This window comes from Bauldia sp., assembly GCF_965232525.1.
Lineage (GTDB): Bacteria > Pseudomonadota > Alphaproteobacteria > Rhizobiales > Kaistiaceae > Bauldia.
This window is the reverse complement of sequence record NZ_OZ246980.1, coordinates 2,100,908-2,124,406: the sequence shown is the minus strand read 5'-3', so window position 1 is coordinate 2,124,406 and position 23,499 is coordinate 2,100,908. Positions and strand designations below refer to the sequence as shown.

Annotated in this window: 28 protein-coding genes and 1 pseudogene; 13 read left to right on the top strand and 16 right to left on the bottom strand. The window is 63.6% G+C overall.

Annotation, left to right across the window (positions count from 1 at the left end; translation table 11 throughout):
* The first annotated feature begins 21 nt into the window (after positions 1 to 21).
* Positions 22 to 1,401 carry an ATP-binding protein gene (locus ACO076_RS10125; RefSeq protein ID WP_421726591.1) on the top strand — a complete coding sequence of 460 codons (1,380 nt, stop codon included), beginning with the start codon at positions 22 to 24 and terminating at the stop codon, positions 1,399 to 1,401.
* Between the two features lie 3 nt (positions 1,402 to 1,404).
* Here ACO076_RS10125 and ACO076_RS10120 read toward each other — a convergent pair whose 3' ends face one another.
* The 5 genes and pseudogenes from ACO076_RS10120 to ACO076_RS10100 all read right to left on the bottom strand — a co-directional run.
* Positions 1,405 to 1,746, bottom strand: a complete 342-nt coding sequence (locus ACO076_RS10120) for a tRNA-binding protein (RefSeq protein WP_421726590.1) — start codon at positions 1,744 to 1,746, stop codon at positions 1,405 to 1,407.
* Between the two features lie 70 nt (positions 1,747 to 1,816).
* Entirely contained in the window at positions 1,817 to 2,491 is a 675-nt protein-coding gene (locus ACO076_RS10115; protein ID WP_421726589.1) for a TetR/AcrR family transcriptional regulator, read from the bottom strand.
* Positions 2,492 to 2,559: 68 nt separating this feature from the next.
* Complete coding sequence (gene proC, locus ACO076_RS10110) at positions 2,560 to 3,381, bottom strand: pyrroline-5-carboxylate reductase (protein ID WP_421726588.1); 822 nt, start codon at positions 3,379 to 3,381, stop codon at positions 2,560 to 2,562.
* Between the two features lie 16 nt (positions 3,382 to 3,397).
* On the bottom strand, positions 3,398 to 3,898 hold the full coding sequence (locus tag ACO076_RS10105; protein ID WP_421726587.1) for a YbjN domain-containing protein: 501 nt from the start codon (positions 3,896 to 3,898) through the stop codon (positions 3,398 to 3,400).
* A 306-nt stretch (positions 3,899 to 4,204) separates the two neighbouring features.
* Positions 4,205 to 4,456: pseudogene (locus tag ACO076_RS10100) on the bottom strand (accessory factor UbiK family protein); the annotation flags it as partial.
* Between the two features lie 179 nt (positions 4,457 to 4,635).
* On the opposite strand from ACO076_RS10100, the gene lgt reads away from it, so the two are divergent.
* The 5 genes from lgt (at position 4,636) to ACO076_RS10075 (ending at position 9,102) form a co-directional block, all read left to right on the top strand.
* Positions 4,636 to 5,478, top strand: coding sequence for a prolipoprotein diacylglyceryl transferase (gene lgt, locus ACO076_RS10095; RefSeq protein ID WP_421726586.1), 843 nt, complete (start codon positions 4,636 to 4,638; stop codon positions 5,476 to 5,478).
* The gene (locus ACO076_RS10090; RefSeq protein ID WP_421726585.1) at positions 5,475 to 6,647 is read left to right on the top strand and encodes a class I SAM-dependent methyltransferase; all 1,173 of its coding nucleotides are present in this window, start codon (positions 5,475 to 5,477) and stop codon (positions 6,645 to 6,647) included. The genes lgt and ACO076_RS10090 overlap by 4 nt, the downstream gene beginning before the upstream one ends.
* Complete coding sequence (gene pgeF / locus ACO076_RS10085) at positions 6,640 to 7,452, top strand: peptidoglycan editing factor PgeF (protein ID WP_421726584.1); 813 nt, start codon at positions 6,640 to 6,642, stop codon at positions 7,450 to 7,452. Before ACO076_RS10090 ends, pgeF begins: the two co-directional genes overlap by 8 nt.
* A gap of 106 nt (positions 7,453 to 7,558) precedes the next feature.
* Entirely contained in the window at positions 7,559 to 8,044 is a 486-nt protein-coding gene (locus tag ACO076_RS10080) for a hypothetical protein (RefSeq protein ID WP_421726583.1), read from the top strand.
* Positions 8,045 to 8,169: 125 nt separating this feature from the next.
* Positions 8,170 to 9,102 (top strand): ribose-phosphate pyrophosphokinase, encoded by a 933-nt coding sequence (locus tag ACO076_RS10075; protein WP_421726582.1) that lies wholly within the window; start codon positions 8,170 to 8,172, stop codon positions 9,100 to 9,102.
* On the opposite strand, the gene ACO076_RS10070 is transcribed toward ACO076_RS10075, so the two are convergent.
* Positions 9,099 to 9,692 (bottom strand): TetR family transcriptional regulator, encoded by a 594-nt coding sequence (locus ACO076_RS10070; protein WP_421726581.1) that lies wholly within the window; start codon positions 9,690 to 9,692, stop codon positions 9,099 to 9,101. The two genes, ACO076_RS10075 and ACO076_RS10070, sit on opposite strands and share 4 nt — an antisense overlap.
* A gap of 127 nt (positions 9,693 to 9,819) precedes the next feature.
* Between ACO076_RS10070 and ACO076_RS10065 the strand changes: the two genes are divergently transcribed.
* The 4 genes from ACO076_RS10065 to ychF all read left to right on the top strand — a co-directional run bounded on the left by ACO076_RS10065 (position 9,820) and on the right by ychF (position 13,571).
* Positions 9,820 to 10,791 carry an SDR family NAD(P)-dependent oxidoreductase gene (locus tag ACO076_RS10065; protein WP_421726580.1) on the top strand — a complete coding sequence of 324 codons (972 nt, stop codon included), beginning with the start codon at positions 9,820 to 9,822 and terminating at the stop codon, positions 10,789 to 10,791.
* A 168-nt stretch (positions 10,792 to 10,959) separates the two neighbouring features.
* On the top strand, positions 10,960 to 11,649 hold the full coding sequence (locus ACO076_RS10060) for a 50S ribosomal protein L25/general stress protein Ctc (RefSeq protein ID WP_421726579.1): 690 nt from the start codon (positions 10,960 to 10,962) through the stop codon (positions 11,647 to 11,649).
* A 35-nt stretch (positions 11,650 to 11,684) separates the two neighbouring features.
* Positions 11,685 to 12,386, top strand: coding sequence for an aminoacyl-tRNA hydrolase (gene pth, locus ACO076_RS10055; RefSeq protein WP_421726578.1), 702 nt, complete (start codon positions 11,685 to 11,687; stop codon positions 12,384 to 12,386).
* Positions 12,387 to 12,473: 87 nt separating this feature from the next.
* Positions 12,474 to 13,571, top strand: a complete 1,098-nt coding sequence (gene ychF, locus ACO076_RS10050) for a redox-regulated ATPase YchF (RefSeq protein WP_421726577.1) — start codon at positions 12,474 to 12,476, stop codon at positions 13,569 to 13,571.
* Here ychF and ACO076_RS10045 read toward each other — a convergent pair.
* The 3 genes from ACO076_RS10045 to ACO076_RS10035 form a co-directional block, all read right to left on the bottom strand.
* Positions 13,568 to 14,737 (bottom strand): MFS transporter, encoded by a 1,170-nt coding sequence (locus ACO076_RS10045; RefSeq protein ID WP_421726576.1) that lies wholly within the window; start codon positions 14,735 to 14,737, stop codon positions 13,568 to 13,570. The two genes, ychF and ACO076_RS10045, sit on opposite strands and share 4 nt — an antisense overlap.
* A gap of 135 nt (positions 14,738 to 14,872) precedes the next feature.
* Positions 14,873 to 15,787 carry an alpha/beta hydrolase gene (locus tag ACO076_RS10040; protein WP_421726575.1) on the bottom strand — a complete coding sequence of 305 codons (915 nt, stop codon included), beginning with the start codon at positions 15,785 to 15,787 and terminating at the stop codon, positions 14,873 to 14,875.
* Positions 15,784 to 16,239, bottom strand: a complete 456-nt coding sequence (locus tag ACO076_RS10035) for a DUF1801 domain-containing protein (protein WP_421726574.1) — start codon at positions 16,237 to 16,239, stop codon at positions 15,784 to 15,786. Before ACO076_RS10035 ends, ACO076_RS10040 begins: the two co-directional genes overlap by 4 nt.
* A 162-nt stretch (positions 16,240 to 16,401) precedes the next feature.
* Between ACO076_RS10035 and ACO076_RS10030 the strand changes: the two genes are divergently transcribed.
* From ACO076_RS10030 to ACO076_RS10020, 3 genes are read left to right on the top strand one after another with little or no spacing between them, the layout of a single operon-like run.
* Complete coding sequence (locus tag ACO076_RS10030; RefSeq protein WP_421726573.1) at positions 16,402 to 17,166, top strand: hypothetical protein; 765 nt, start codon at positions 16,402 to 16,404, stop codon at positions 17,164 to 17,166.
* A 51-nt stretch (positions 17,167 to 17,217) separates the two neighbouring features.
* The gene (locus tag ACO076_RS10025) at positions 17,218 to 17,670 is read left to right on the top strand and encodes a MaoC family dehydratase (protein ID WP_421726572.1); all 453 of its coding nucleotides are present in this window, start codon (positions 17,218 to 17,220) and stop codon (positions 17,668 to 17,670) included.
* Complete coding sequence (locus tag ACO076_RS10020) at positions 17,667 to 18,128, top strand: MaoC family dehydratase (RefSeq protein ID WP_421726571.1); 462 nt, start codon at positions 17,667 to 17,669, stop codon at positions 18,126 to 18,128. The genes ACO076_RS10025 and ACO076_RS10020 overlap by 4 nt, the downstream gene beginning before the upstream one ends.
* Positions 18,129 to 18,133: 5 nt before the next feature.
* On the opposite strand, the gene ACO076_RS10015 is transcribed toward ACO076_RS10020, so the two are convergent.
* The 7 genes from ACO076_RS10015 to petA are packed head-to-tail and all read right to left on the bottom strand — an operon-like array spanning position 18,134 to position 23,353.
* Positions 18,134 to 18,712 carry a demethoxyubiquinone hydroxylase family protein gene (locus tag ACO076_RS10015; protein WP_421726570.1) on the bottom strand — a complete coding sequence of 193 codons (579 nt, stop codon included), beginning with the start codon at positions 18,710 to 18,712 and terminating at the stop codon, positions 18,134 to 18,136.
* Between the two features lie 23 nt (positions 18,713 to 18,735).
* Positions 18,736 to 19,407: a glutathione S-transferase gene (locus ACO076_RS10010; protein ID WP_421726569.1), complete on the bottom strand. Its 672-nt coding sequence runs from the start codon at positions 19,405 to 19,407 to the stop codon at positions 18,736 to 18,738.
* A gap of 4 nt (positions 19,408 to 19,411) precedes the next feature.
* Positions 19,412 to 19,954, bottom strand: coding sequence for an adenine phosphoribosyltransferase (locus tag ACO076_RS10005; RefSeq protein WP_421726568.1), 543 nt, complete (start codon positions 19,952 to 19,954; stop codon positions 19,412 to 19,414).
* Positions 19,955 to 20,014: 60 nt separating this feature from the next.
* On the bottom strand, positions 20,015 to 20,521 hold the full coding sequence (locus ACO076_RS10000) for a ClbS/DfsB family four-helix bundle protein (RefSeq protein ID WP_421726567.1): 507 nt from the start codon (positions 20,519 to 20,521) through the stop codon (positions 20,015 to 20,017).
* Positions 20,522 to 20,556: 35 nt separating this feature from the next.
* Positions 20,557 to 21,513 (bottom strand): cytochrome c1, encoded by a 957-nt coding sequence (locus ACO076_RS09995; protein ID WP_421726712.1) that lies wholly within the window; start codon positions 21,511 to 21,513, stop codon positions 20,557 to 20,559.
* Complete coding sequence (locus ACO076_RS09990; RefSeq protein WP_421726566.1) at positions 21,510 to 22,769, bottom strand: cytochrome b; 1,260 nt, start codon at positions 22,767 to 22,769, stop codon at positions 21,510 to 21,512. The genes ACO076_RS09995 and ACO076_RS09990 overlap by 4 nt, the downstream gene beginning before the upstream one ends.
* A 14-nt stretch (positions 22,770 to 22,783) precedes the next feature.
* Positions 22,784 to 23,353, bottom strand: a complete 570-nt coding sequence (gene petA / locus ACO076_RS09985; RefSeq protein WP_421726565.1) for a ubiquinol-cytochrome c reductase iron-sulfur subunit — start codon at positions 23,351 to 23,353, stop codon at positions 22,784 to 22,786.
* Positions 23,354 to 23,499: the final 146 nt, after the last annotated feature.

Sequence of the window (23,499 nt, the reverse complement as noted above, 5' to 3'; positions counted from 1 at the left end):
GCCGGCAGGGATGCAGATCGCATGACCACCGCCGTCGAGACGGGACCGCCCCCGCGCCGCGGTATCCGCGCCGCCTACCGTCGCTTCGCGCGGCGGCTCGGCGATGCGATGCCGAAGGGCCTCTACGCCCGGTCGCTGATCATCATCATCACCCCGGTTGTTGTCATCCAGACCGTGGTCGCATTCGTCTTCATGGAGCAGCACTGGCAAACCGTGACCGCCCGCCTGTCGGCGGCCGTGGTGGCGGACATCGCGGCGATCATCGACGTGCTCGAGACGTATCCGCAGGACCCGGATTTCGAGGAGATCACCCGAATCGCCCGCCAGAACCTCAACCTGAGGATCGCGGTGCGACCGCCCGGATCGCTACCACCCGCCGGTCCGAAACCGTTCTTCTCGCAACTCGACCGTAACTTCAGCGAAGAGATCACGAGGCAGATCGGGCGGCCGTTCTGGATCGATACGGTCGGGCGCTCGAACCTGGTCGAGATCCGCATCCAGCTCGACGACCACATCCTGCGTGTCCTTGCCCGGCGGAGCCAAACCTACGCCTCCAACTCGCTGGCCTTCCTCACCTGGATGGTGGGCATCAGCGCCATTCTGCTGACCATCGCCATCATCTTCCTGCGCAATCAGATCCGTCCGATCCTGCGGCTGGCCGCGGCCGTCGACGATTTCGGCAAGGGCCGTGAGGTCCCTGATTTCGCCCCACGCGGGGCACGCGAGGTTCGCCGCGCCACATCGGCTTTTCACGAGATGCGGGAACGGGTCGACCGCCAGATCGAGCAGCGCACCGCGATGCTCGCCGGCGTCAGCCACGATCTGCGCACGGTGCTCACCCGGTTCCGCCTGCAATTGGCGCTGGTCGAGGATCAGGTCGATGTCGAACCACTGGTGAAGGACGTCGACGACATGAACCGCATGCTCGAGGGCTATCTCGCCTTCGCTCGGGGCGACGCCGACGAGGAGACTGCGCTGACCGATGTGGACGTGCTGCTGCGCGAGATCGGCAACGACACCCAACGCAGCGGCCACGAGGTCACGATCGCGTTCGCCGGTGACCCGATCGTCAGGGTTCGGCCGCAAGGCTTCAAGCGATGCATCACCAATCTGGTTCACAATGCTCTGCGCCATGGCGCTCACGTCAACGTCACCGCCACCCATGACGGCGGCCTGCTGATCGTGCATGTCGACGACGACGGCCCCGGCGTGCCAGCGGACGAGCGAGAGTCGGTGTTCAAGCCGTTCTATCGCGGCGATGTCGCCCGCAATATCGACGAAAGCGGCACCGGGCTTGGCCTCGCGATTGCCCGCGACGTGGCGCGGGGACACGGCGGCGACATTGTCCTCGGCACCAGCCCGCTTGGCGGTCTCAGGGCGACGGTGACGATTCCGGCGTAGGTCTCAATAAAGCCGGCCGCCGTCAGGCACCTTGCGGTCCGGCACGATCAGCATCACTTCGCCGTCGGCGTCCGGAAAACCCAAGGTCAGCACTTCCGACATCATCGGACCGATCTGCCGAGGCGGAAAATTGACAACAGCGGCAACCTGGCGGCCGACAAGGTCTTCACAGGTGTAGTTTCGCGTGACCTGGGCGGAGCTTTTCCGCGTTCCGATCTCGGGGCCGAAATCAATGACAAGCCGGAAGGCGGGCTTGCGCGCCTCGGGAAACGGCAACGCTTCAACGATGGTGCCGACCCTGACGTCGACTTTCAGAAAATCGTCGAAACCGATCGTGTCTGTCATGGCCGCTCCCCTCCTGTCGGAAGGCGGCCCTAGCATGGAGCCCAGGCCGGGAGCAACGCCGTGAGCTCCCTCAGGCGGCGGGCGCCGCATCGCCGGTTGGGCGGCTGCCGCGCCGGCCAAATCCGGGGATGATTGTTTGCAGGTCACACAGCATCTTCATGCCGCGTTCGCCACGCCGCAACGCCCGATCGAGGGCGGCCATGGTCCGGCCGAGATCGGGATCGTCGTCCTTGAGCCAGGCGCGCATCGCTTCGGCGTAAACTAGGACGAGCCCCTTGGCCGCGATTCGTCCTGGCAGGCCGGACTCTCGCAAGCCAGCGGCGGATAGCGTCCAGCGCTGGGAGCGGAGCGCCAGGCGGTGCAGCACCATCGCTAGTGCCGGATCGCAACCGGCCGCGCACGCCATCCGCCGAATCGCGGGCTTGTATGGCGTGAGGGCATCGAAACGGCGCATCATCACTTCGAACAGCCGGTCCCGCGCCGGACTTTCCGGATCGGCCGGCCCCTCCGCGAGAACAGCGAGATCAATCTTGCGGCTGAAGCCAGCGAGAATGCCGAGCTTGCCGGCATAGACCTCTCGAAGCTGCGCCAGACTGATGCCGGCGCGATCCGCCACATCGGCCATGCCGATGTCACCGAAGTCGCGTTCGCCGGCGACCGCCATGAACGCGACGATAATTGACTCGCGGATATCGGCCGCGGTTTCCTTGGCGCCACGCGTGTCCCGCTTTGCCGCTCTGGCCATGATCAACGATCTCCGTGTCTGACGACGATTATCTTACGCCGAGACCATGACAACGGCGAGGCGAATCGTCAGCTATCGAGTTCCCGCGAGCGGCGGGTGGCCTCTGCCACAGCTCGAATCATCAACGGAGCAATCCCGTCATCGGCCATCAGCACCGACAACGCCGCCGCCGTCGTTCCACCCGGGGACGTCACGTTGCGACGCAAGTCCGTGGGCGTCAGCTCAGACCGATGGAGGAGTTCGCTGGCACCAGTCACCGTTTGCCGCGCCAGCTGCAGCGCAAGGTCCGGCGGCAATCCAGCTTCCACTGCCGCTTCGGCCAGGCATTCGGCGAGCAGGAAGACATAGGCCGGCCCCGAACCGGACACGGCAGTCACCGCATCGAGTTGCGCTTCGTCGTCGAGCCAGACCACGTCGCCGACAGCGGCGAGCAACCGATCCGCCATTGCGCGGCCGGCCTCGTCGACTCGATCGTTCGGGACGGCGGCGGTGATTCCGCGCCCGACTTGCGCCGGTGTATTCGGCATCGACCGGACTATGGCCGCCTCGCCCAATCCCGCCGCCAGCCGCGCGATGCTCGTGCCGGCAGCGATTGACAGAACCAAGGTATCGGGCTGCATCACCGGTCGCAGACCGGGTAGCACCGTCTGCATCATCTGCGGCTTGATCGCGACGACGACGACCGCCGGCGTTATGTCGGCGGGTGCAGCGTCATGCACTGCGATCCCGGCGTCAGCCAGCAACGCGGTGCTGTCAGGTGGCGGGTTCGGGTCAATGACCTTAACCGACGAAGGATCAACGCCGCCGTCGAGCCAGCCTTTCAGCAGGGCGGCACCCATCTTGCCAGCACCAACCAGCAGCAGCGGACGCTGTGAAGAAGGGGACGTCATCGCCGGCCGGCCAGGCTCACGCCTCGCCGACGGTCTCGAAGAGCGCGCCTTCCAGCGCTTCGGAAGCGCTCTTGCCGGCCCAGACGACAAACTGGAACGCCTGGAAGTAGCGGTCGCAGGCCTCGATCGCGGTCACCAGCAGGCGTTCGACCTGATGCGCGTTCGGCTCCACGCCGCCGGAGAGCAGCAGCGCCTGGCGGAACATGATCACGCCCTCGGCACTCCACAGATCGAAGTGACCGATCCACATCTGCTCGTTGACCATAGTGAGCAGCCGCATGACCTCGGTAGCCCGGGTCTCGGGAACCTTTAGATCGAAGGCGCAGGCGAGGTGAATCGCTTCCTTCTCCTCGATCCAGGAGAAGGACACATGGTAGTCCGACCAGCCGCCTGCGACCGAGACCGTGATCTCGTCGTCGCCGGCCCGCTCGAACGTCCAGTCGTTCAGCGCAGCGATGTGCTCGATCACATCGACCGGATGTGACTGGCGCTCTTGTTCGATGTCGATGAAGGTCATGTGAACCTGCGACGGTTATTTCAGGAACTACCGTTTCGCCGCGCACGCGCGACATTCAAACGAGCAGTCCGGAGACATCGAGCCGCCACCGAATCTCCGTTGCGATTCAGTATATAGGCCGTGGATTCGCAACCCGCCAAGGGCCGATTTCATATCCGCCCAGTTTTCAACAAATGGAAAAAAGGCTGACCTTTCGCCGGCTTATGTTTCCGAGTCGGACGCATTTGTTGTGGTGGGCTTGATGTTGCTCTCGGTCGTTGCCGGTTTCTCGCTTGTTTGCGACCGGGCAGCCGGCTTTGCAGTTTGTGCTTCCAGCTTGGCTTCGAGCTCGTCGATCCGCGCTGACAACTTCTCGTTCTCCGCCCTTGCGTTGGCGGCTAGTTCACGGACGGCGTCAAATTCTTCCCGGCGCACCAAGTCGAGATCCGCCGCCCAGCGCTCCGCTTGGCTGCGAAACGCCGTTTCGGCCTCCCGGCGCACGCCCTGTGCCACATTGGCCGCGTCTGTCATCAAACGGGCGAATTCATCGAACATGCGGTTGGAGGTCTGGGTCATCATCACGTCTCCAAATGCCGCTCAACGGCTCAGCGATACTATGGTGACCGCGTCGCGACACCGCAACCCGCCGCGATCCGGCCTTGCGGGAGCCAAACGCATCTGAAACAAGGCCTAGTCCGGCTTAAGACGCGTCCAACGCGCCAGGGCGGCACACAGAGGAATGCGATAGCGACGCTCCGATGCCGACGCAAGGCCTCACGCTTCCGGCCATCGATCCGGTTTTGATCGAAATCGGCCCGTTTGCGCTGCGCTGGTATGCGCTCGCCTACATCGTCGGCATCTTTCTCGGTTGGTGGTATGCCAAGCGCCTAGTCGCCAACCAGCGGCTGTGGGGACCGGCCGGCTCGCCGATGAAGCCGACCGACATCGACGACTTCGTCATTTGGGCGACGCTCGGCATCATCGTCGGCGGCCGGCTTGGCTACGTGCTTTTCTACGATCTGCCACGCTTCATCGATCATCCGATGGAGGTTTTCGCGCTCTGGCAAGGCGGTATGTCGTTCCATGGCGGCTTTCTCGGCACGGTGCTGGCGATGGTGATCTTTGCCAGGGTGCGCGGCATCCCGGTCTGGTCGCTGATCGACGTGATCGCGCCGTCGGTAACCTTCGGTCTGTTGCTTGGAAGGCTGGCCAACTTCGTCAACGGCGAGCTTTTCGGCCGCGTTACCGATGTTCCCTGGGCCTTCGTCTTCCCGCTAGGCGGTCCCCTGCCCCGCCACCCGAGCCAGCTCTACGAGGCAGCGCTCGAGGGTGTCGTCCTGTTTATCCTGCTTCGGTTTCTCACCCATGGCGGAAGCAAATTGCGATCGCCCGGTTTCGTCTCAGGCGCCTTCGCCGCCGGCTACGGGGTGTTTCGCACATTCGTCGAGTTTTTCCGCGAGCCTGACGTTCAGATCGGCTACCTCGCCGGCGGACTGACGATGGGAATGCTTCTGTCCATCCCGATGATCATCGCTGGTGTGTGGCTGATGGTCCGAGCCTCGCGTCGGACAACCGCAGCCGAAGGCGCGGCCGCCGAGTGACGCCGCTGGCCGAGAAGCTGGCGCGACGCATCCGGACCGACGGGCCGATCACGGTCGCCGACTATATGGCCGCCTGCCTCGGCGACCCGGAATATGGCTACTACCTCCACCGCGAGCCGTTCGGCCGCTCGGGCGACTTCATTACAGCGCCGGAAGTTAGCCAGATGTTCGGCGAGCTGATCGGCGTGTGGTCGGTACTGACCTGGGATGCAATGGGCCGCCCCAGTCCATTCGTTCTCGCCGAACTCGGACCAGGCCGCGGTTCCCTGATGGCCGATTTGCTCCGCGCCGCGCGGGTCCGCCCGGGTTTCGCCGAGGCAGCACACGTTCATCTGGTCGAAACCAGCGACCGGCTACGCGCCGTTCAGGAGACATCCCTGGCACCGCTCGCGCTTTCGAACCGGCCACAGTGGCACGCCGGCGTCGACTCGCTTCCCCCCGCGCCGACGATTGTCATCGCAAACGAGTTCTTCGACGCTTTGCCGATCCGGCAGTATGTCCGCGATGGCCGGGGCTGGGCGGAGCGCATGATCGGCATCGACGCCAACATGCGCTTGATCTATGGCCTTCGCCCGCTCGCCAGCCCGCCACTTAGCGCGGTCGGCTCCGGGCCAATCGGCTTCGACCCGTTGACCGAAGCGGCGTCCGAGCCCGCCGACGACGCGGTAGCACATTGGACAGTCGAAGTCTCTCCCGCCGCGGCCCCAATCGCCGACGCAATCGCGCGACGACTGGTCACGGATGGCGGCGCCGCGCTGGTGATCGACTATGGCTATCGTGGGCCCGCCGTCGCCGACACCCTTCAGGCGGTGCGCCGTCACCGCTACGACGATCCGTTGGCGGCTCCGGGCGAAGCCGACCTCACCGCCCATGTCGACTTCACCGCCCTCGCCGAGGCGGCAACAGCGGCGGGAGCGACCGTCCGGCCTTTAGTCGCCCAAGGGGCATTCCTCGCCGGCTTGGGGCTGGCCAACCGCGCCAACCGTCTGGCGGCCGGCAAGGATGCCACCACCCAGGCGAAGATTCGCGCCGCCGCGGAGCAACTCTCCGGGGCGGAGGCCATGGGCAAGCTGTTCAAGGTCCTGACGTTCTCACAACCCGACCTTGCGCTTCCCCTGTTTGACGGCGATGATTCCCTCGTGTGGCAGGACAGTCATTCCGATGCTTAAGTCAGGACGCGTCTCGTGGAGCGGCGAAGCGGTCAAGCCGCGACCGCTGACCCACGGCCTTCTCGATGCGCTCCCCGGCATTCGCTACGGGTTCTTCACCCGGGAGGGCGGTGTCTCCTCAGGCCTTTACCGCAGCCTCAATTGCGGGGTGGGATCGCGGGACGATAAGGCGTTCGTCTTCAAGAACCGCGCCCGCGCGGCACGCACTCTCGGTGTTTCCCATGATCGTCTGGCCACGCCGTTTCAGATTCACAGCGCCGAGGCCGTGGTTGTCGACGAAGTCTGGGACATCGGCAGGGGACCGAAAGTCGACGCGGTGGTCACCAAGCGGCGGGGGATTGCCGTCGGTGTTGGCTCGGCGGATTGCGGCCCGATCCTGTTCGCCGACCCCCTGGCGCACGTCGTCGCCGCCGCGCACGCCGGCTGGCGGGGCGCCCTTGCCGGGATCGTCGAGGCGACGGTCGCTGCCATGGAGACGCTGGGCGCCCAGCGCGAGCAGATCGTGGCCGTCCTGGGCCCGACCATTTCGCGAGCCAACTACGAGGTCGGTGCCGACATGGTCGCCGTCTTCGAAGCCGCGGACGAAGAGAACGCGCGCTTCTTCAGACCCTCGAAACGAGATGGCCACGCGATGTTCGACCTGCCGGGCTATATCGTCGCACGGCTGTTCAACGCCGGAGTTCTGGGCACCGATATGGGTCTATGTACCTATGCCGACGAGGAGCGATTCTTCTCCTATCGTCGGGCGACGCATCGTGCTGAAGCAGACTACGGGCGCCTTCTGTCGGCGATTACGCTGGTCTGAGCGATAACCGGACCGTAACCGGTCCGCGCTTAGGGATGACAGGTTGTCTTTCGACAACCGAACCAAGTGGGGATAGGCACGCGGGGGAGCGTGTCGAACTAGGGCTATGAGTTTGAGAGGCTGGAACCGCCGGAAGGTCGCGGTTCTGATGCTGGCACTGACGTTTCTCGGCGGCTGCACGGCTTCACGATTCGGCGCTGGGAGCCAATCGGCGCCCCCGCCGGTTCAAGGAGATGCGGCGGTCTTCGCGTTCGCTCCGATCGAGGGCGTTCCCGTCCCGATTCTTCAGGCCCTGTCGGCCGCACTCAACCGGGAAGCGGGGGCCCAGCGTCTGAATGTGGTCGCCGCCAACGATCCGTCGCGAATCTATCTGGTGCGGGGCTTCCTCTCTGCCGTGGTCGACGGTCAGTCGACGCGTCTGGTCTATGTCTGGGACGTGGTCGACAACAACGGCGCCCGGCTGCACCGAATCAGCGGCCAGCAAGCCGGCGGCCAACCGAGCGGGGACCCGTGGACCGGCATCGGCAACACGACGGTCGAACTCGCGGCAAGGCAAACCGTGACCGATCTCAAGAGATGGGTGGAAAGTTAGCCGGGTGGTACCGAAGACGGCGGATTTCCCGTTGCCAGTGTTGTCGTCGCTTTGTTACATACCGGCGCCCGCCCGGCCGATGATCCACTCCGCCGGGCTTTGACATTCCATCGGCCGGAACCGGCATGAAGCTCGTCGCAGGCAATTCGAACCGCGCCCTCGCCGAGGCGATCGCCGTTTACCTGGAAACGCCGCTGGCCAAGTGCATGGTCCGGCGCTTCGCCGACCAGGAGGTGTTTGTCGAGGTGATGGAAAACGTCCGCGGCGAGGACGTCTTTGTCATCCAGTCGACCAGCTACCCGGCCAACGACCACCTGATGGAGCTGCTGATCATCATCGACGCGCTCCGCCGGTCGTCGGCCAAGCGAATCACCGCTGTGCTCCCCTATTTCGGCTATGCGCGCCAGGATCGGCGCACCGGCTCGCGCACGCCGATCTCCGCCAAGCTGGTCGCCAACCTAATCACCGAGGCGGGCGCTGACCGCGTGCTCACCCTCGATCTCCACGCTGGCCAGATCCAGGGCTTCTTCGACATCCCCACCGACAACCTGTTCGCAGTCCCGGTGATGTCCCGTGACGTCAAGGAACACCACGATTTCAACAGCGTCACGGTGGTCTCGCCTGATGTCGGTGGCGTGGTCCGCGCCCGATCGATGGCGAAACGGCTCGATGCGCCACTGGCGATCGTCGACAAGCGCCGCGAGCGCCCGGGCGAAGCAGAAGTGATGAACGTCATCGGCGACGTCGAGGGCCGCAACTGCCTGCTCCTCGACGATATCATCGATTCCGGCGGGACGCTCTGCAACGCCGCGGAAGTCCTGATGACGATGGGCGCGCAATCGGTGCTCGCTTATTGCACCCACGGGGTGCTGTCCGGCGGCGCCGTCGCGCGGATCACGGCGTCGAAACTGCAGGAATTGGTCATCACCGATTCAATACAGCCGACGGCGGCGATCGAAGCCGCGCCGAGCATTCGGATTTGCAGCATCGCCAACCTGATCGGCGAAGCCATCGCCCGCACCGCACACGAGGAGTCGGTGTCGAGCCTGTTCGACTAGGGCGATCGTGCAGACTGTACGTGGTCGTCGCTGATCAAGGCGTCGAGATACCGTAGCAATCGCTGATGGATCGCATCGCGTTCCGCGTCGCTTTCCGGGCCCCGCTGAAGGATTCGAAATCGAAGAATCAACCCGGCGAGTTGCGTTGCGATCAGGATCGCGCGGGCCCGCGCATCGCCCCCTCCAAGCGCCCTAGCGAGCGGGTCAACCGCCTGTGTCTCAAGCGCGTTCGTCAGTAGCGGTCCAACCTCAGGGTTCGATATCGACCTCAGCAAAACGACAAAAGGATCGAAACCCGGCTTGGGCGCGGTGTTGACATACGTGTCCGCCAGCCGATCCGCCAGATCATCGATCGGTTCGTTGAGAAACCGCTCAAGGCTCAGATATGGCAGAACGGCTTTCTCAAAGAGACCCAGTTTAGAGCCAAAGTAACGCGCGATCAGGGCGATATTTACCCCGGCGCACTCAGCGATCTCGCGGGTCGTCGCGCCGTCGTAGCCCTTCTCGTGAAACACCTTTTGGGCGCAGACCAGAATCCGGCCGGCCGTCGCTTCGGCATCTCGTTTGCGTTCTGCTTCGGGATCAGACACGGCGCTGCTCTTTTGTAATCATGCGTTGACTTTGTCGATCTGATATGGATAGTAATCAACTGATTACTATCCATATCGGTCCGATTGGGGCGTCGGGCCTGCCAGCGTAACAAGAAGGAAGCCCTTGATGTCGAACGCATCTCATAGCCCGAAGGGCGGCTCGGCCAAAACCGACACGATGACCCGGCGGTCGATCCTGACCACGGCGGCCGGGCTTGGCGCCGCCGCTGTTGCCGGCCCGGCGGCAGCGCAAGCTGCTCAAGCATCAGACGAATTCACCGGCAAAACCGCCTTCGTAACCGGCGGCGCCCGCGGCATCGGTTACGCCTGTGCGGAAGCCCTGGCGCGCGGTGGCGCGAACATCGTTCTGTTCGACATTGCCGAACAGATCCCTGAAGTGCCCTACCCACTCGCCTCGGAAGCTGACCTCGCATCGGCGAAGTCGAAGATCGACGCACTGGGCGTCGGGTGCATCGCCATCCAGGGCGACGTTCGCGACGGCGCTGCGCAGCAAGCGGCGGTCGATCGCGCCCTCGCTGAATTCGGTAGCCTCGATTTCGCGATCGCTAACGCAGGCATCACCCAAATCGGCCCATTAGCGTCATTCACGGACGCGGAGATGTCGCTGGTGCTCGACATCAACCTCAAGGGCGTGATCAAGACGGTTCAGGCGGTGACGCCGGCCATGCAGGAGCAGAATTCGGGACGGATTGTCCTGATGTCATCGGTGACAGGCCGGACCGGCAGTCCCAACTTCCCGATCTACTCTGCTTCGAAGTGGGGCGTGATCGGGATCGCCAAGAGCACCGCCATGGCCTTGGGCCAATCGAATGTGATCTGCAACGCGGTCTGTCCGACGCTGGTTCACACCGGACTCCTGGATAACAGCTACATCTTGTCGAACATCGTGCCCGGCCAGACCTTGACCTTCGAGCAATTCAATGAGGCGGCAAAGAGCCGACATATGCTGCCCGTCGGCCTCTATGAGCCCTCGCGCGTCGGTGATTGCGTCAGATTCCTCTGCAGTGAATCCTCCGCCATGATTTCAGGCGATGTCGTCGATATCGGCGCCGGCGCGAACGCGCAGTTCCCAGCCTGATCGGGGGAGGGTCGCCGGCGGATCCAGATTTGGCAGCCGGCCGATCCCGCATTGCGCCCGGCCCCGACATCGTCTATATCGCCACCGGCCGCGCCGACACCCCTGGAGGCAACGCGGCCCGCATTCGCCAAAACGGCGAAACCTATCAAAACCGACAGGAGTTGTCCGATGAGCGCCAACTATCAGCTCACGGCGACGGTCCGCGAAAAGGTGGGCAAGGGGGCCGCCCGCGCCGTCCGTCGTCAAGGCCAGATTCCCGCCGTGATCTATGGCGGTAAGGAACCCCCGATCGCGATTTCCCTCCCCGATCGCGACGTCTATTTCAAGATTCACGGTGGCGGCTTTCTCACCACCGTCGCCGAGATCGATGTCAACGGTAAGAAGATCCGCACCCTGCCGCGCGATTTTCAGCTCGATCCGGTCACCGATCATCCCCTCCACGTCGACTTTCTGCGGGTCACCGAAGGCGCGGTGGTTACCGTCGAGGTGCCTGTGCAGTTCATCAATGACGAGGCCTCGCCCGGCATCAAACGCGGCGGCGTGCTCAACACCGTCCGCCACCGGGTGGAACTGATCTGCCCCGCCGACGCGATTCCCGACCATATCGTCGCCGACCTCACCGGCATGGATATCAACGACTCGCTGCACATCTCGGCGATCACTCTTCCCGACGGCGTGACGCCGACCATCGATCGTGACTTCACCGTCGCGACGATTGCGGCACCGGCCGGCATCAAGGAAGAGATCCGGGCCGCCGCCGAAGCCGCTGCTGCCGCCGAGGCCGAAGGCGCCGAACCCGGTGCCGAGGGCGAGGCACCGGCCGAGGGCGAAGCCGAAGGCGGCGAGAACAAGGAGTAAGGCGGCCGCCGCCACGGCTCGTCGCAGGTTTAGAGATGCTCTTGATCGCCGGCCTCGGCAATCCTGGCGGCCAGTATGCCGGGAACCGCCACAATGTCGGCTTCATGGCGGTCGACCTCATTCACGACCGCCACGGCTTCGGGCCGTGGCGGCGTAAGTTTCAGGGGCTGGTTTCCGACGGTCAGTTCGGCGGCGAGAAGTGCCTGCTGATCAAGCCGCAGACCTACATGAACGAATCCGGCCGCGCCGTCGGCGAAGCCATGCGCTTCTTCAAGCTCGACCCGTCCGACGTGCTCGTCATCCACGATGAAGTCGATCTGGCGCCGGGCAAGATCCGCATGAAGGCGGGTGGCGGCGTCGCCGGCCACAACGGTCTGCGCTCCGTCGGTGGCACCATCGGCAACGACTTCCGTCGCCTCCGGATCGGGGTCGGCCATCCCGGCGTGAAGGACATGGTGCCGATTCATGTGCTCCACGATTTCGCCAAAGCCGACAAGGACTGGCTCGCACCGCTGCTTGATGCGATCGCCGATCATGCACCGCTGCTCGCTGCCGGCAACGATCAGACGTTTTCCAATCGAATCCACGAGACCCTGGGCAAGGATCGGTCGGCCAAGGCAAAAAAGCCGATGAAAGACAAACCGTTAGCGACTAAACCTGAAGAACCGCAGAAACAATCCGATGCGGCCGATGACGGTCCGTTGGCGCGCAGTCTCAAGAAGCTGTTCGGCCGCTAGAACCAGTCCATCGGCCACACGTTTTCTAACACCGGTTCGCAAAAGCAGCGCTCCCCCGAACGCGTTTTTCATCTCGAAGGCATCATCATGGGCTTCAAATGCGGCATCGTCGGTCTGCCGAATGTTGGCAAATCGACCCTCTTCAACGCGCTGACCCGAACGGCCGCGGCGCAGGCGGCCAACTATCCGTTCTGCACGATCGAGCCTAACGCCGGGGAAGTGGCAGTGCCGGATCCGCGGCTCGACGCGATCGCGGCAATCGCCAAGCCAGCGGAAATCGTGCCGACCCGGATCAACTTTGTCGATATCGCCGGGCTGGTGCGCGGTGCGTCACAAGGTGAAGGGCTCGGCAACCAGTTCCTCGCCAACATCCGCGAAGTCGACGCGATCGTCCACGTGCTGCGCTGCTTCGAGGACGGCGACGTCACCCATGTGGAGGGCCGGGTCGATCCGGCCGCCGACGCGGAGACCGTCAACACCGAACTGATGCTCGCCGACCTGGCCAGCCTGGAGAAGCGGGTGGTGCCGCTACGCAAGCGGGCGCAGACCGGCGACAAAGAGGCCAAGGCCGAAGTCGCGCTGATGGATGCCGCGCTGGCCGAGCTCACCAACGGCCGACCCGCGCGGCTCGCGGACATAGCCGAGACCGACAGGGCCGACTACGAGGCGCTGAATCTTCTGACCACCAAGCCGGTGCTCTACGTCGCCAATGTCGACGAGGGGTCCGCCGCGACCGGCAACGCCCTTACCAAGCGCGTGACGGAAATGGCGGGAGCCGAAGGGGCGGGCGCCATCGTCATCTCCGCCGCGATCGAGGCCGAGATCGCCCAGCTCTCCGACGCCGAGCAGCGAGAGTTCCTCGAGTCACTTGGTCTCGACGAACCGGGCCTTGATCGACTGATCCACGCCGGCTACGACCTCCTCGGCTTGATCACTTTTTTCACCGCCGGCCCGAAGGAAGTACGCGCCTGGACTGTGGAGAACGGCACCAAGGCGCCCCAGGCGGCCGGCACCATCCACACCGATTTTGAGAAGGGCTTCATCCGCGCCCAGACCATCGCCTATGACGATTTCATCGCGCTCGGCGGCGAACAGGCGGCCAAGGAAGCGGGCAAGGCCCGCGACGAGGGCAAGGACTATGTTGTGCGCGACGGCGACGTTCTGCTCTTCAAGTTCAACGTCTAGCGCGCCGGCACGTATCGCTCGGCGAAACCCGACGGCACCATCAGCACGACGGCGATGGCGATCCCCCAGGCAACGATGGCGCCGATGCTCATTCCGGCAGCTAACGCGGTGCCGAGGACGAAGGGTGCGAGCGCCGTCATCAGCACCATGTACATCGACACCGCGCTGCGAACCGTGCCGAGCATGTCGACGCCGAAGGCCTCGGCCCACATGGCCGTGAACGTCGTCTTGGCGATCCCGCCGGTGACACCGAACAGGGCAAAGGCGACCGGCAGCGCCCACGAAGCGCTGACCGCGCCCAACACCGCGAAACCGCAGAGGAACGGGATCGGGTGAAAGACGAACAGCCGGCGCGCCGATGTCCGATCGATGATATAGCCGGAGACGAACAGACCGACGACACTGGCAACCGCCAGAACGGGGAAGCTCGCCGCCACCAGCCCACCCGACCAACCGCGGATCGCTGCGATGTTGGTGATGTGGAACATGATGGCGGTCGAATAGAACGGCAGGATCGCCATGGCCGGCAGCACGCACCAGACATAGCGCGAGCCGACCACCATCTTCAGGCCAACGATCAGCCTTTTGAAGGCGCCGTTGCCGGCCCCCTCGCTGCGCGGCGAGCGGGTGATACCATACAGCAACCATTGGGTCAGCGGCAGCAGAACAAGCAAAGCGACGGCGCCGATAAGGGCGTAAGTCGGCCGCCAGCCAATCGCGGCGATGCCCGCGACCACTAGCGGCGGAAACACGACTTCGCCGAGGGGCAAACCGAGCGCCGTGATGCCCAACGCCCGGCCGCGATCCCGGTCGAATGTCCGGGCGGTCGACGTTGCCTCGACGTGAACCATCAGGCCCTGCCCCGTCAGGCGCAGCAGATAGATGCCCACAAACAGCCCGGCCGGCCCCGGCGCTGCCGCGGTGACGAAACAGGCGACGCTGAGACCGACGATAACCGCGGCGCTGAAATGGACCAGACGCATGTGGTCGATCCAATGGCCGACGAAGAGCAGGGTTCCGGCCGAGGCCAGCGTCGCGCCGAGATAGAGCGCGCCGATCGAAGCGGGCGACATGCCGAAGGCCTCGCCAAAGGCAGCAACGAACAGCCCGATGCAGAAGGTCTGGCCGGGAGACGAGTAGAACGCGTGCAGGGCCGCAAAAGCCAACGGCCGCGCATGCTGCCGGGCGAACGAGAACATTGTCGCAAAAGGGAGCGATGGTGGGACCACTCAGCTATAGAGCATTCCCTTGCGGGGCGAAACGCCCCACCGCGCCGAAGTGGTTGTTTTAGGTTGTCGGCGCTAGCTCAGCGCCTCGTTCTGCTCGAGAATCCAGTTCAGTACCAGCCGCCAGTCCATCATCCGGATCGGCGTGCCATGAACCGCGTCCGTTCCCTTGAACAGCTCAAAGCGGATGGGATAGCCCGGCGCTGCAGCCTTCACCTTCTCCATGAACAACTCGGACGTAGGCCACGGGACGGTCGGGTCGGCGCTGGCGTGACCGATATAGATGGGGATGTGTTTGCTCGGATCGGTGAACACCGGCTGATCGAAGAATCCGCGATCGACACCGCGCCCGACCCTCAGCGGCCCGTGGAGAATGATGCCGTCCAGCAACTCGACCGCCTCTGGATCGGACATCAGCCGGTAAATGAGCTGGGCGCCGGTCGAAGCGCCGGCGATCACGATCGGAGCGTCGGGCGAATTCTTCCTGTAATAACGCATCAGCGCCTTCATTTCCTCGACGCCCCGTCGCCCGAAATTGGAGAAGTCCGGCGTGATGTAGACACCGTCGTTGCGCCACATCAGATTCTTGACGCGATTGAAGTTGCCACCGAAGCGCAGGTCTTCCTGGGCCAACGTCCGATCACCGTGACGGCCGTGAAGGTAGATGACCACCATCTTGGCATCGCCTTCGGTCTGACCGACCCCGACATAGCGAACCTTGACCTTGTCCTCGATGGTCAGGTCCTTTTTGGCGTCGTTGACACTGAGATCGACGAATTTGTCGTAGGCTTTCTTCAGGCGGATTTCGTCGCGGCCACCGACATCGCGGGCGTCGTCGAACTCCACAATGACCATACTGCCGCTATGGGCTGTCCCGAGAATGCGCGGGTACTTGAACAAATCATCCTTGTATGGCTCGAGCCGATAGGCTTCGGCCGGCGTCACCGCGAAGGCGACCAGCAAGGCAAACAGGAAGGACGTCCATTTCATCGTGCGGTCTTCTCCCGCGAGCGTTCGTAAATACCAATAAACGCATCCACCGACGTCCGCGCAATCGCCTCGCCGACCAAATCAAGCGGGAGATCGTCGAGTTCACGGAATCGGACGCAGGATTTGCCGATATCCATACGTTTGCCGGTCGCCTTGTAGGCGGTCTCGAACCAGTTGGCCGTGCCTCCATCGGCATAGATGTTGGTGAGATAGACGGCCATGTGGCGTTTCTGGGACGCCAGCGCTGCGTACATCAGCGGTTGCTTGTTGTACGTCTTCGGATAACGGCTGAGTGGGATCACGTAAGAGACCATACCGAACGCCATGGTCTCCTCGTAGCCGTCCGGCAGGTTGTCTCTGATCACGTCGCGCACGGCGGAAAGCTCCGCCCGACGTTCAGGCGGCAGCCCTTCCAGATAAGCTTCGACCGTCTTCGCGGTGCTCTGAACCACTTCTCGTCCGCCGATCCGAAACCCCCAAGTCGGCGCCATCCTGCCGCGCAACAAGAGAAAACGGAAGCCTCCCAACTCGGTTTTTCGGAGCGATTTGACGCCGCGCCCTGTTTGCCCGACGCCACCTCTGGCCGATCGCCTTCGCGATGATAAAAACGCCGCATGGAGTACCAGCTGACATCGGCGGTTCTCGCCGCCCATGTGGGCGCCGGCCTCATCGGTGCGTTCGTCGCCTTTCCCGCGGCCTTTTTCGCGCGAAAGGGATCGCCGCTTCACAAAAGCGCTGGTCGAGCCTTTGTTCTGGCATTCGTCGTCATCTGTCTCACCAGCTATGCCCTGGATTTCCAGGAGCTAACCGGCGTCGACATCTATCGCTGGTGGGCCGATCCCAACATGTTCCGTTTGGGGTTCGATATGCCAATCGACATCAAGTTGGTCCAGACGGCAGCGATCACCACATTCGCCCTCTATTTGGCAGTCTCGGGATGGCGCATGTGGGCGCGGCGGCGACGTCACGCCGCCGGACGATCAGCCCCGCTTGATGTCGTCTTGGCGATGGCGGCGCTCTTCGCCGTCGGCGCGTTTGTGATTGCCACTTGGAAATCGGCCGACTGGTTCTCGGCCGAAGGCCAGAGCGTCTCTGCATTGTCCACCGAACACCTGGTCATTCTTGCTCTCGGCCTGGTCGTGGCCGGAGAGGCGTTCCTCGACCTTCGCTCGATCCTCACCCGTCGCGCCCCCCGCTACTGGTGGTTCGTCCATATGCGCAGGATGTTGCTGGCCGAAGCCGGACTGCTCGCGGCGATCGCGCTCAGGTGCTGGCCGGCGCCGGATGTCGGGCTCGGCATGGCGCTGCCGGTGGCAGCGTTTGTCCTCATCGGGCTGGTGATGACGGTCCGCGGCCTCCGCGCCGCCTATCCCAACTGACTCTTTGCCGTTTCGGAATGCTAGGGTGCATCGCCGGAGACGGATTCGCCCATGGGGAAGAAATACTTCGAGGACTTTTCGGTTGGCGATGTGTTCGCCCTGCCCGAACGCCGGGTTGAGCGCGGCGACATCATCGCCTTCGCCGCTACCTACGACCCACAGCCTTATCACCTCGACGAGCGGGCACCGGCGACCGACCTCGGCGGCGGTTTGTCGGCGTCTGGATGGCACGTCTGCGCCCTGTTCATGCGCATGCTCTGCGACGGCTTCCTGCTCGAAACAACCTGTGCCGGTTCACCGGGGATTGAGACCTTGAAGTGGCGGCGGCCGGTCCGACCCGGCGACCGCCTGAAGGGCCGATCCAAGGTCCTCGACGCGCGCACCTCCCGGAGCCGCCCCAACCTCGGGATCATCCGGTTTCGCCACGAGGTGGAGAACCATGGAGGAGAAACCGTGATGTGGCTTGAAGGGCCGATCCTGTTCGAGCGTCGGGCCACACGATGATCTACGAAGCGATCACCGTCGGCGACACCCACGACTTCGGCACCAAAACCTTTACGGCCGAAGACATCAAGCGCTTCGCGACACTCTACGACCCGCAGCCATTTCATGTGGACGAAGCGGCCGGTGCCGCGAGCCTGCTCGGCGGGCTGTGCGCCAGCGGCTGGCACACCGCGGCGGCGATGATGGCGCTACAGGCGCGCTACCTGGCCCGTTTGGCGGAGCGGCTGGCACCGGGGCAGCCGCCCACCCTCGGCCCCTCCCCCGGCTTCGACAATCTGAAGTGGATCAAGCCCGTTTATCCCGACGACACGATTACGTTCAGCGGACTCGTCGTCGCCAAGCGAATCTCGGAATCCCGCCCAGCGTGGGGAATCGTCTCGGTCGAGACGACCGGAACCAACCAAAGCGGCGAGCCGGTGTTCAGCTACACAGGGCATGTGTTCGTGGCGCGGGCTTGAGAACTTCACGAACGCGCTTGCCTGAGTTCGCGCGCCATCCGCACTGAATCGCCCCAAGTCGATAGCCAGATCACCGCGTCCGTCGCACGGAAGATGAACCATCCCAAGGCCTTAGGCCACCACCCGGACATCGTGATGCGCTCTGCCGCGTGGTTGAGGTGCGACAGCTCCTCGTCCTGAATGCCGAGGATCATGTCACGTAGCTCGGTATCGCGGCCGCTCAGGAAATGGAGCTGATCCGACATATGACGATGCACGGCGCTTTCCACTTCCGCGGTGCAAATCCAGATGCCCTGCCGTCCCATGATCGCTGTGAAGAAACCCAGAACGTAGCCGCCATTGCCCCACAGCGCCATGATTCGGCAGGGTCGAGCTCCCCTCGACGACATTGCCTCGCGAAACGCCGCACAGTGCTTGACCTCATGAGAAAGCGTCTCTTCGAGAAACGGAACTACATCTTTCCATAAACGACGGGCGACCGCGATTTGCGCGCGGTAAATTCGGATTGCGCCGTGCTCGCCCGCGTGATTGACCTTGAGAATCCGCTTGACCGTCAAGCCATCGCGCGTCTCCGGATCGATCATGGCCGTCGACATCCTCGTTGACCTTACTCCAGCGGCAGCGGCTCCTGCGGCGGATCGCGCTCGGCCCGCGCCTCCCAGGCCCTGAAGTCCGCGTCGGCGGTGACCGCGGCCATGTAGTCCTCGCAGATCGGGTCGAGACGCACACCGTAGGTCCGGAATCGGGTCACGATCGGTGCGTACATGCCGTCAGCGACGGTGTAGTGGCCAAAGAGCCAGGGGCCATCACCGTCGCGGCCCCAGTTGTCCCGCGCCTGCCGCCAGATCTCAGCGACCCGAGCAATGTCGGCCTGGGCGTCGGCATCATTGATCACCTTAGGCGTGCGGGCGAGCAGCGCCATCGGCAAATGTTCGCGCAACGGTCGGAAACCGTTGTGCATCTCAGCCGAGATTGAGCGGGCGAAGGCGCGGGCGATCGGATCGGAAGGCCATAAACGCGCCGCGGGAAACGTGTCCGCAAGATACTCGCCAATGGCAATCGAATCCCAGACCTTGATCTCCCGGCCATCGCGCCGGTGAACCAAGAGCGGCACCTTGCCGGTCGGCGAAACCGCGTTGAGCCGTGCTTTGTGATCGGGAAGCCGGTAGCGGATCAGCGTCTCCTCGAACGGCATCCCGGTTTTCTTGAGCGGCAGCCAGGCGCGTAGCGACCACGACGACACTTCCCGGTACCCGATGTAGATGTGGAGATCGGCCATAAGCTCAGTGTCCTTCGAAACTGACGAGGGTGTGGACGGCGACGTCTTTGCTGGCCAAGCGGGCCGCGCCACCGATGTCCGGCAAGTCGATGACAAAGGCCGCGGCGACCAACTCGCCCCCCGAACGACGGATCAGTTCGATCGCCGCTTCTGCGGTGCCACCCGTTGCGATCAGATCATCGATCAGAAGCACCTTGGCGCCGTCATGGATCGCGTCAGCGTGGATCTCGATCGTGTCGATCCCGTACTCAAGGCTGTAATCCTGGCCGATCGTTTTCGCCGGCAGCTTGCCCTTCTTGCGGATCGGAACGAAGCCGCGGCCCAACTCGTGGGCAACCGCGCCGCCGAGGATGAAACCACGTGCCTCGATCCCGGCGACATAGTCGATGCCGGCGGTCAGAAACGGCCACAGGAGGCCGTCGACTGCTGCCCGCAACCCTATCGGGTCGGCGAGTAGCGTGGTGATGTCGCGAAACAAGATGCCGGGCTTGGGATAGTCCGGAATCGTCCGAATCCGCGATTTGAGATCAACGTCGCGCGTGACCATGGACCCGCCCCGCTTTCGATTGGATATCTGCGCGAGCGCCCTTCTTATCCCAACGCTTCGTCAGCGCGAAGCCGTGGTCTTTCGAACGATCTCGCGGATGTACTTGGTCGCCGAGCGGTAGTGGCTGGGACCGCTCGACTCGGCCCAGCGGCCAACAGTCCATTTGTTGGTCCAATCATAGATGCCGGTGCCGTAGAGGGTCTTTTCGTCGATATCTTTGAGACACGCCATCAGGTCCCGGTGCGCCTTTTCCAAGCACTTCCTTGCCTCTGGCCAGGCGACATCACGGGTTTCCTCACGCACCTTGGCGTTGTAGGCCTTGAGCTGATTCCACTTGATACCAGGCGCCGGCGTCTCAACCGTCTTCCCGGCAACACCGTCGCGATACCAACCGAGAAACAGACCGATCCAATGGACCCGGTGGAGGACGGTGTCCTTGATCGTGATGTCGTCGTCGGGATGCGGCGTCGCCGCCAGATCGGCGTCGATGCCGTCAAGGGCCGCCTGCAGCTTGGCAAACTCCTTCTCGGACAAGGCAAGCAGGTCGGCCTTGGACGTTGCCGCCATCGACGCTGAATCCTGGCTGCGAACCGGAACGTTCGTCAGTGCGCGACTTTGGCCCAGACCCGCTTCTTGGTCAGGTACATCAGGCCCGCGAACACCACCAGGAAGATCATGACCTGGAAGCCCAGTCGTTTGCGGGCGACCAGATGCGGCTCTGCCGTCCACATCAGAAACGCCGACACGTCTCGCGAGTACTGGGAGGTCGTCTCGGGCGATCCATCACTGTAGGTGACCATGCCATCGAACAGCGGTTGCGCCATCGCAATCGACGTGCCCGAGAGGAAATAAGGGTTGTAGTGGGTCCCCGGAGAGACTTCCTTACCGGGGGGCGCTTCCTCGTAACCGGTGAGAAGCGCGTAGACGTAGTCCACGCCAGCTTCCTGGTACTGAGTGAAGAAGTCGATCACGGTCCAGACCGGCCCGCGCTGCACCCCGCGTGCCTTGGCGATCAGCGACAAATCCGGCGGGACGGCACCGCCATTGGACGCGGCCGCCGCTTGTTCGTTGGGGAAAGGCTCGGGGAAACGATCCGACGGAATCCCCGGACGCTCGAACATGTCGCCGAACTCGTCCGGACCGTCGATAATCTGATACTCCGCCGCCAGGGAGCGGATCTGCTCCGGGGTGAAGCCAGGGCCGCCGGGTTCGGCGAGGTTACGAAACGCGACATACTTAATGCCGTGGCATGCTGCACAGACCTCCCGGTAGACCTGGAAGCCGCGCTGAAGCTGCGCCGGGTCGTAACCACCGAACACACCGGCGAAACTCCAGCTGAGGAGTTCCGGCTTCTTCAACGGGTAATGGGATTCGTCGTGTTCCTCGGTCTCTTCGTCGATCCTTTCGACCTCGGCCGGAGTCTGTTCCGCGTCCTGGGCCGCGGCCGGAAAAGGCAAACCACTCAAGCCAAGGGCGACGATAGCGGCCGCACCGACGACAGAGCTTCGCGACAGCAGGACGGAAAGGGTCGGCAAATGGCGCACGGTCACGTCCCTTATTCGGCAGGCTGACTGACCGGCTCGCCGGTCGGCCCGTCCTTCTTGAGAACGGATTCGGAGATACTGGCCGGTAGTGGCTTCGGCCGCTCCATCAGACCGAGGATCGGCAGGATCACCAGGAAGTGGAGGAAGTAATAAGCCGTGAGGATGCGGGAGGCGATGACGAAACCGCCTTCTGCGGGCTGCGATCCGAGATAACCGAGGCCGATGCACACCAGCACGAAAATCCAGAAGAACTGACGATAGATCGGCCGGAAGACCGCCGAGCGTACCCGCGAGGTATCAAGCCACGGCAGGAAGAACAGCACCGCGATGGATGCGAACAGCGCAATCACGCCGAGGAGCTTGTCCGGAATGGCCCGCAGGATCGCGTAGAACGGCAGGAAGTACCATTCTGGAACGATGTGGGCCGGCGTCTTCAGCGGGTCGGCGGGAATGTAGTTATCGGGATGGCCGAGATAGTTCGGCAGGAAGAAGACGACCCAGGCGAACAGGATCAGGAACACGATCGTCGCGAACATGTCCTTGATCGTCGCGTATGGGGTGAAAGGCACCGTGTCCTTCTTCGACTTGACGTCGATGCCGAGCGGATTGTTTTGGCCGGTCACATGCAGCGCCCAGACATGCAGGACGACCACGCCGACGATCATGAACGGCAGGAGGTAATGCAGTGAGAAGAAGCGGTTGAGCGTCGCGCTGTCCACCGCGAAACCGCCCCACAGCCATTCTGTCACCGCGGTGCCGACGAAGGGGATAGCGGTGAACAGGTTGGTGATCACCGTCGCCGCCCAGAACGACATCTGGCCCCACGGCAAGACGTACCCCATGAAGGCGGTGGTGATCATCAGGAACAGGATGATCACGCCGAGTATCCATAGCACTTCGCGCGGCTCTTTGTAGGAGCCGTAGTACATCCCCCGGAACATGTGGATGTAGACGGCGAAGAAGAACAGCGACGCGCCGTTGAAATGGAGGTAGCGCAGCAGCCAGCCGTAGTTGACATCGCGCATGATGCGCTCAACTGCGTCGAACGCCATTGCCCCGTCGGCGACATAATGCATGGCGAGCACGATGCCGGTCAGGATCTGAGCCGCCAGCAGGAACGTCAGAATAGCGCCAAAGGTGTACCAGTAGTTCAGGTTGCGCGGGGTCGGGTAGGCAACAAAAGAAGAATGGGCAAGGCCCATGATCGGCAGCCGCCGCTCGAGCCAGCGGGCGCCGCGGCCCTTGGGTTGATATGTCGAATGACCTTCCATCAGAACCCTCAGCGCTAGCCGATCCGGACCTGGGTATCGGAGATGAACTCGTACGCGGGGATTGGCAGGTTCTCCGGCGCCGGTCCGACGCGAATGCGTCCGGCCGTATCGTAGGCGGAGCCATGACAGGGACAGAACCAACCGCCAAAGGCGCCTTGCTGGCCAAGCGGAACGCAACCGAGATGGGTGCAGATGCCGATCTGGATCAGCCAGGCTTCGCGACCTTCTGTACCGCGATTAGCATCGGTGGCGGGCGCATCGTCGGGCAGGTTGGCATTGCGGGCCAGCGGATCCGGCAGGCTCTCGACCGGCACAGCGGCCGAGTCTGCGATCTCCTGCCCGGTCCGGTGCCGGATGAACACCGGCTTGCCGCGCCACATGACCGTTAGCGACATGCCGGGCTCGAGCGACGAAACGTCGACATCGACCTGGGCCAGTGCCAGGGCAGCCGCGTCCGGGTTCATCTGGTCAACGAAGGGCCAAACGGTCAGAACCGCGCCGACACCAGCGACCGCGCCGGTGGCAACGTAGAGAAAATCGCGGCGGCTCGGCTCCGGTGCGTCGGCGGTCTCGGTGTTCGCCAAGTTTCGTTCCCCTCAGAAAGCCAGCTTTCGCCCATGCTTTGGACGGGAAACCCCCGGGATTCCCATCAGTGGGTTTGTTTAGCCAGCGGGATTGGAACTTGTCCAGTGGAGCGAGCCGGAATGCGCACAATGTCGCGGACCGAGGT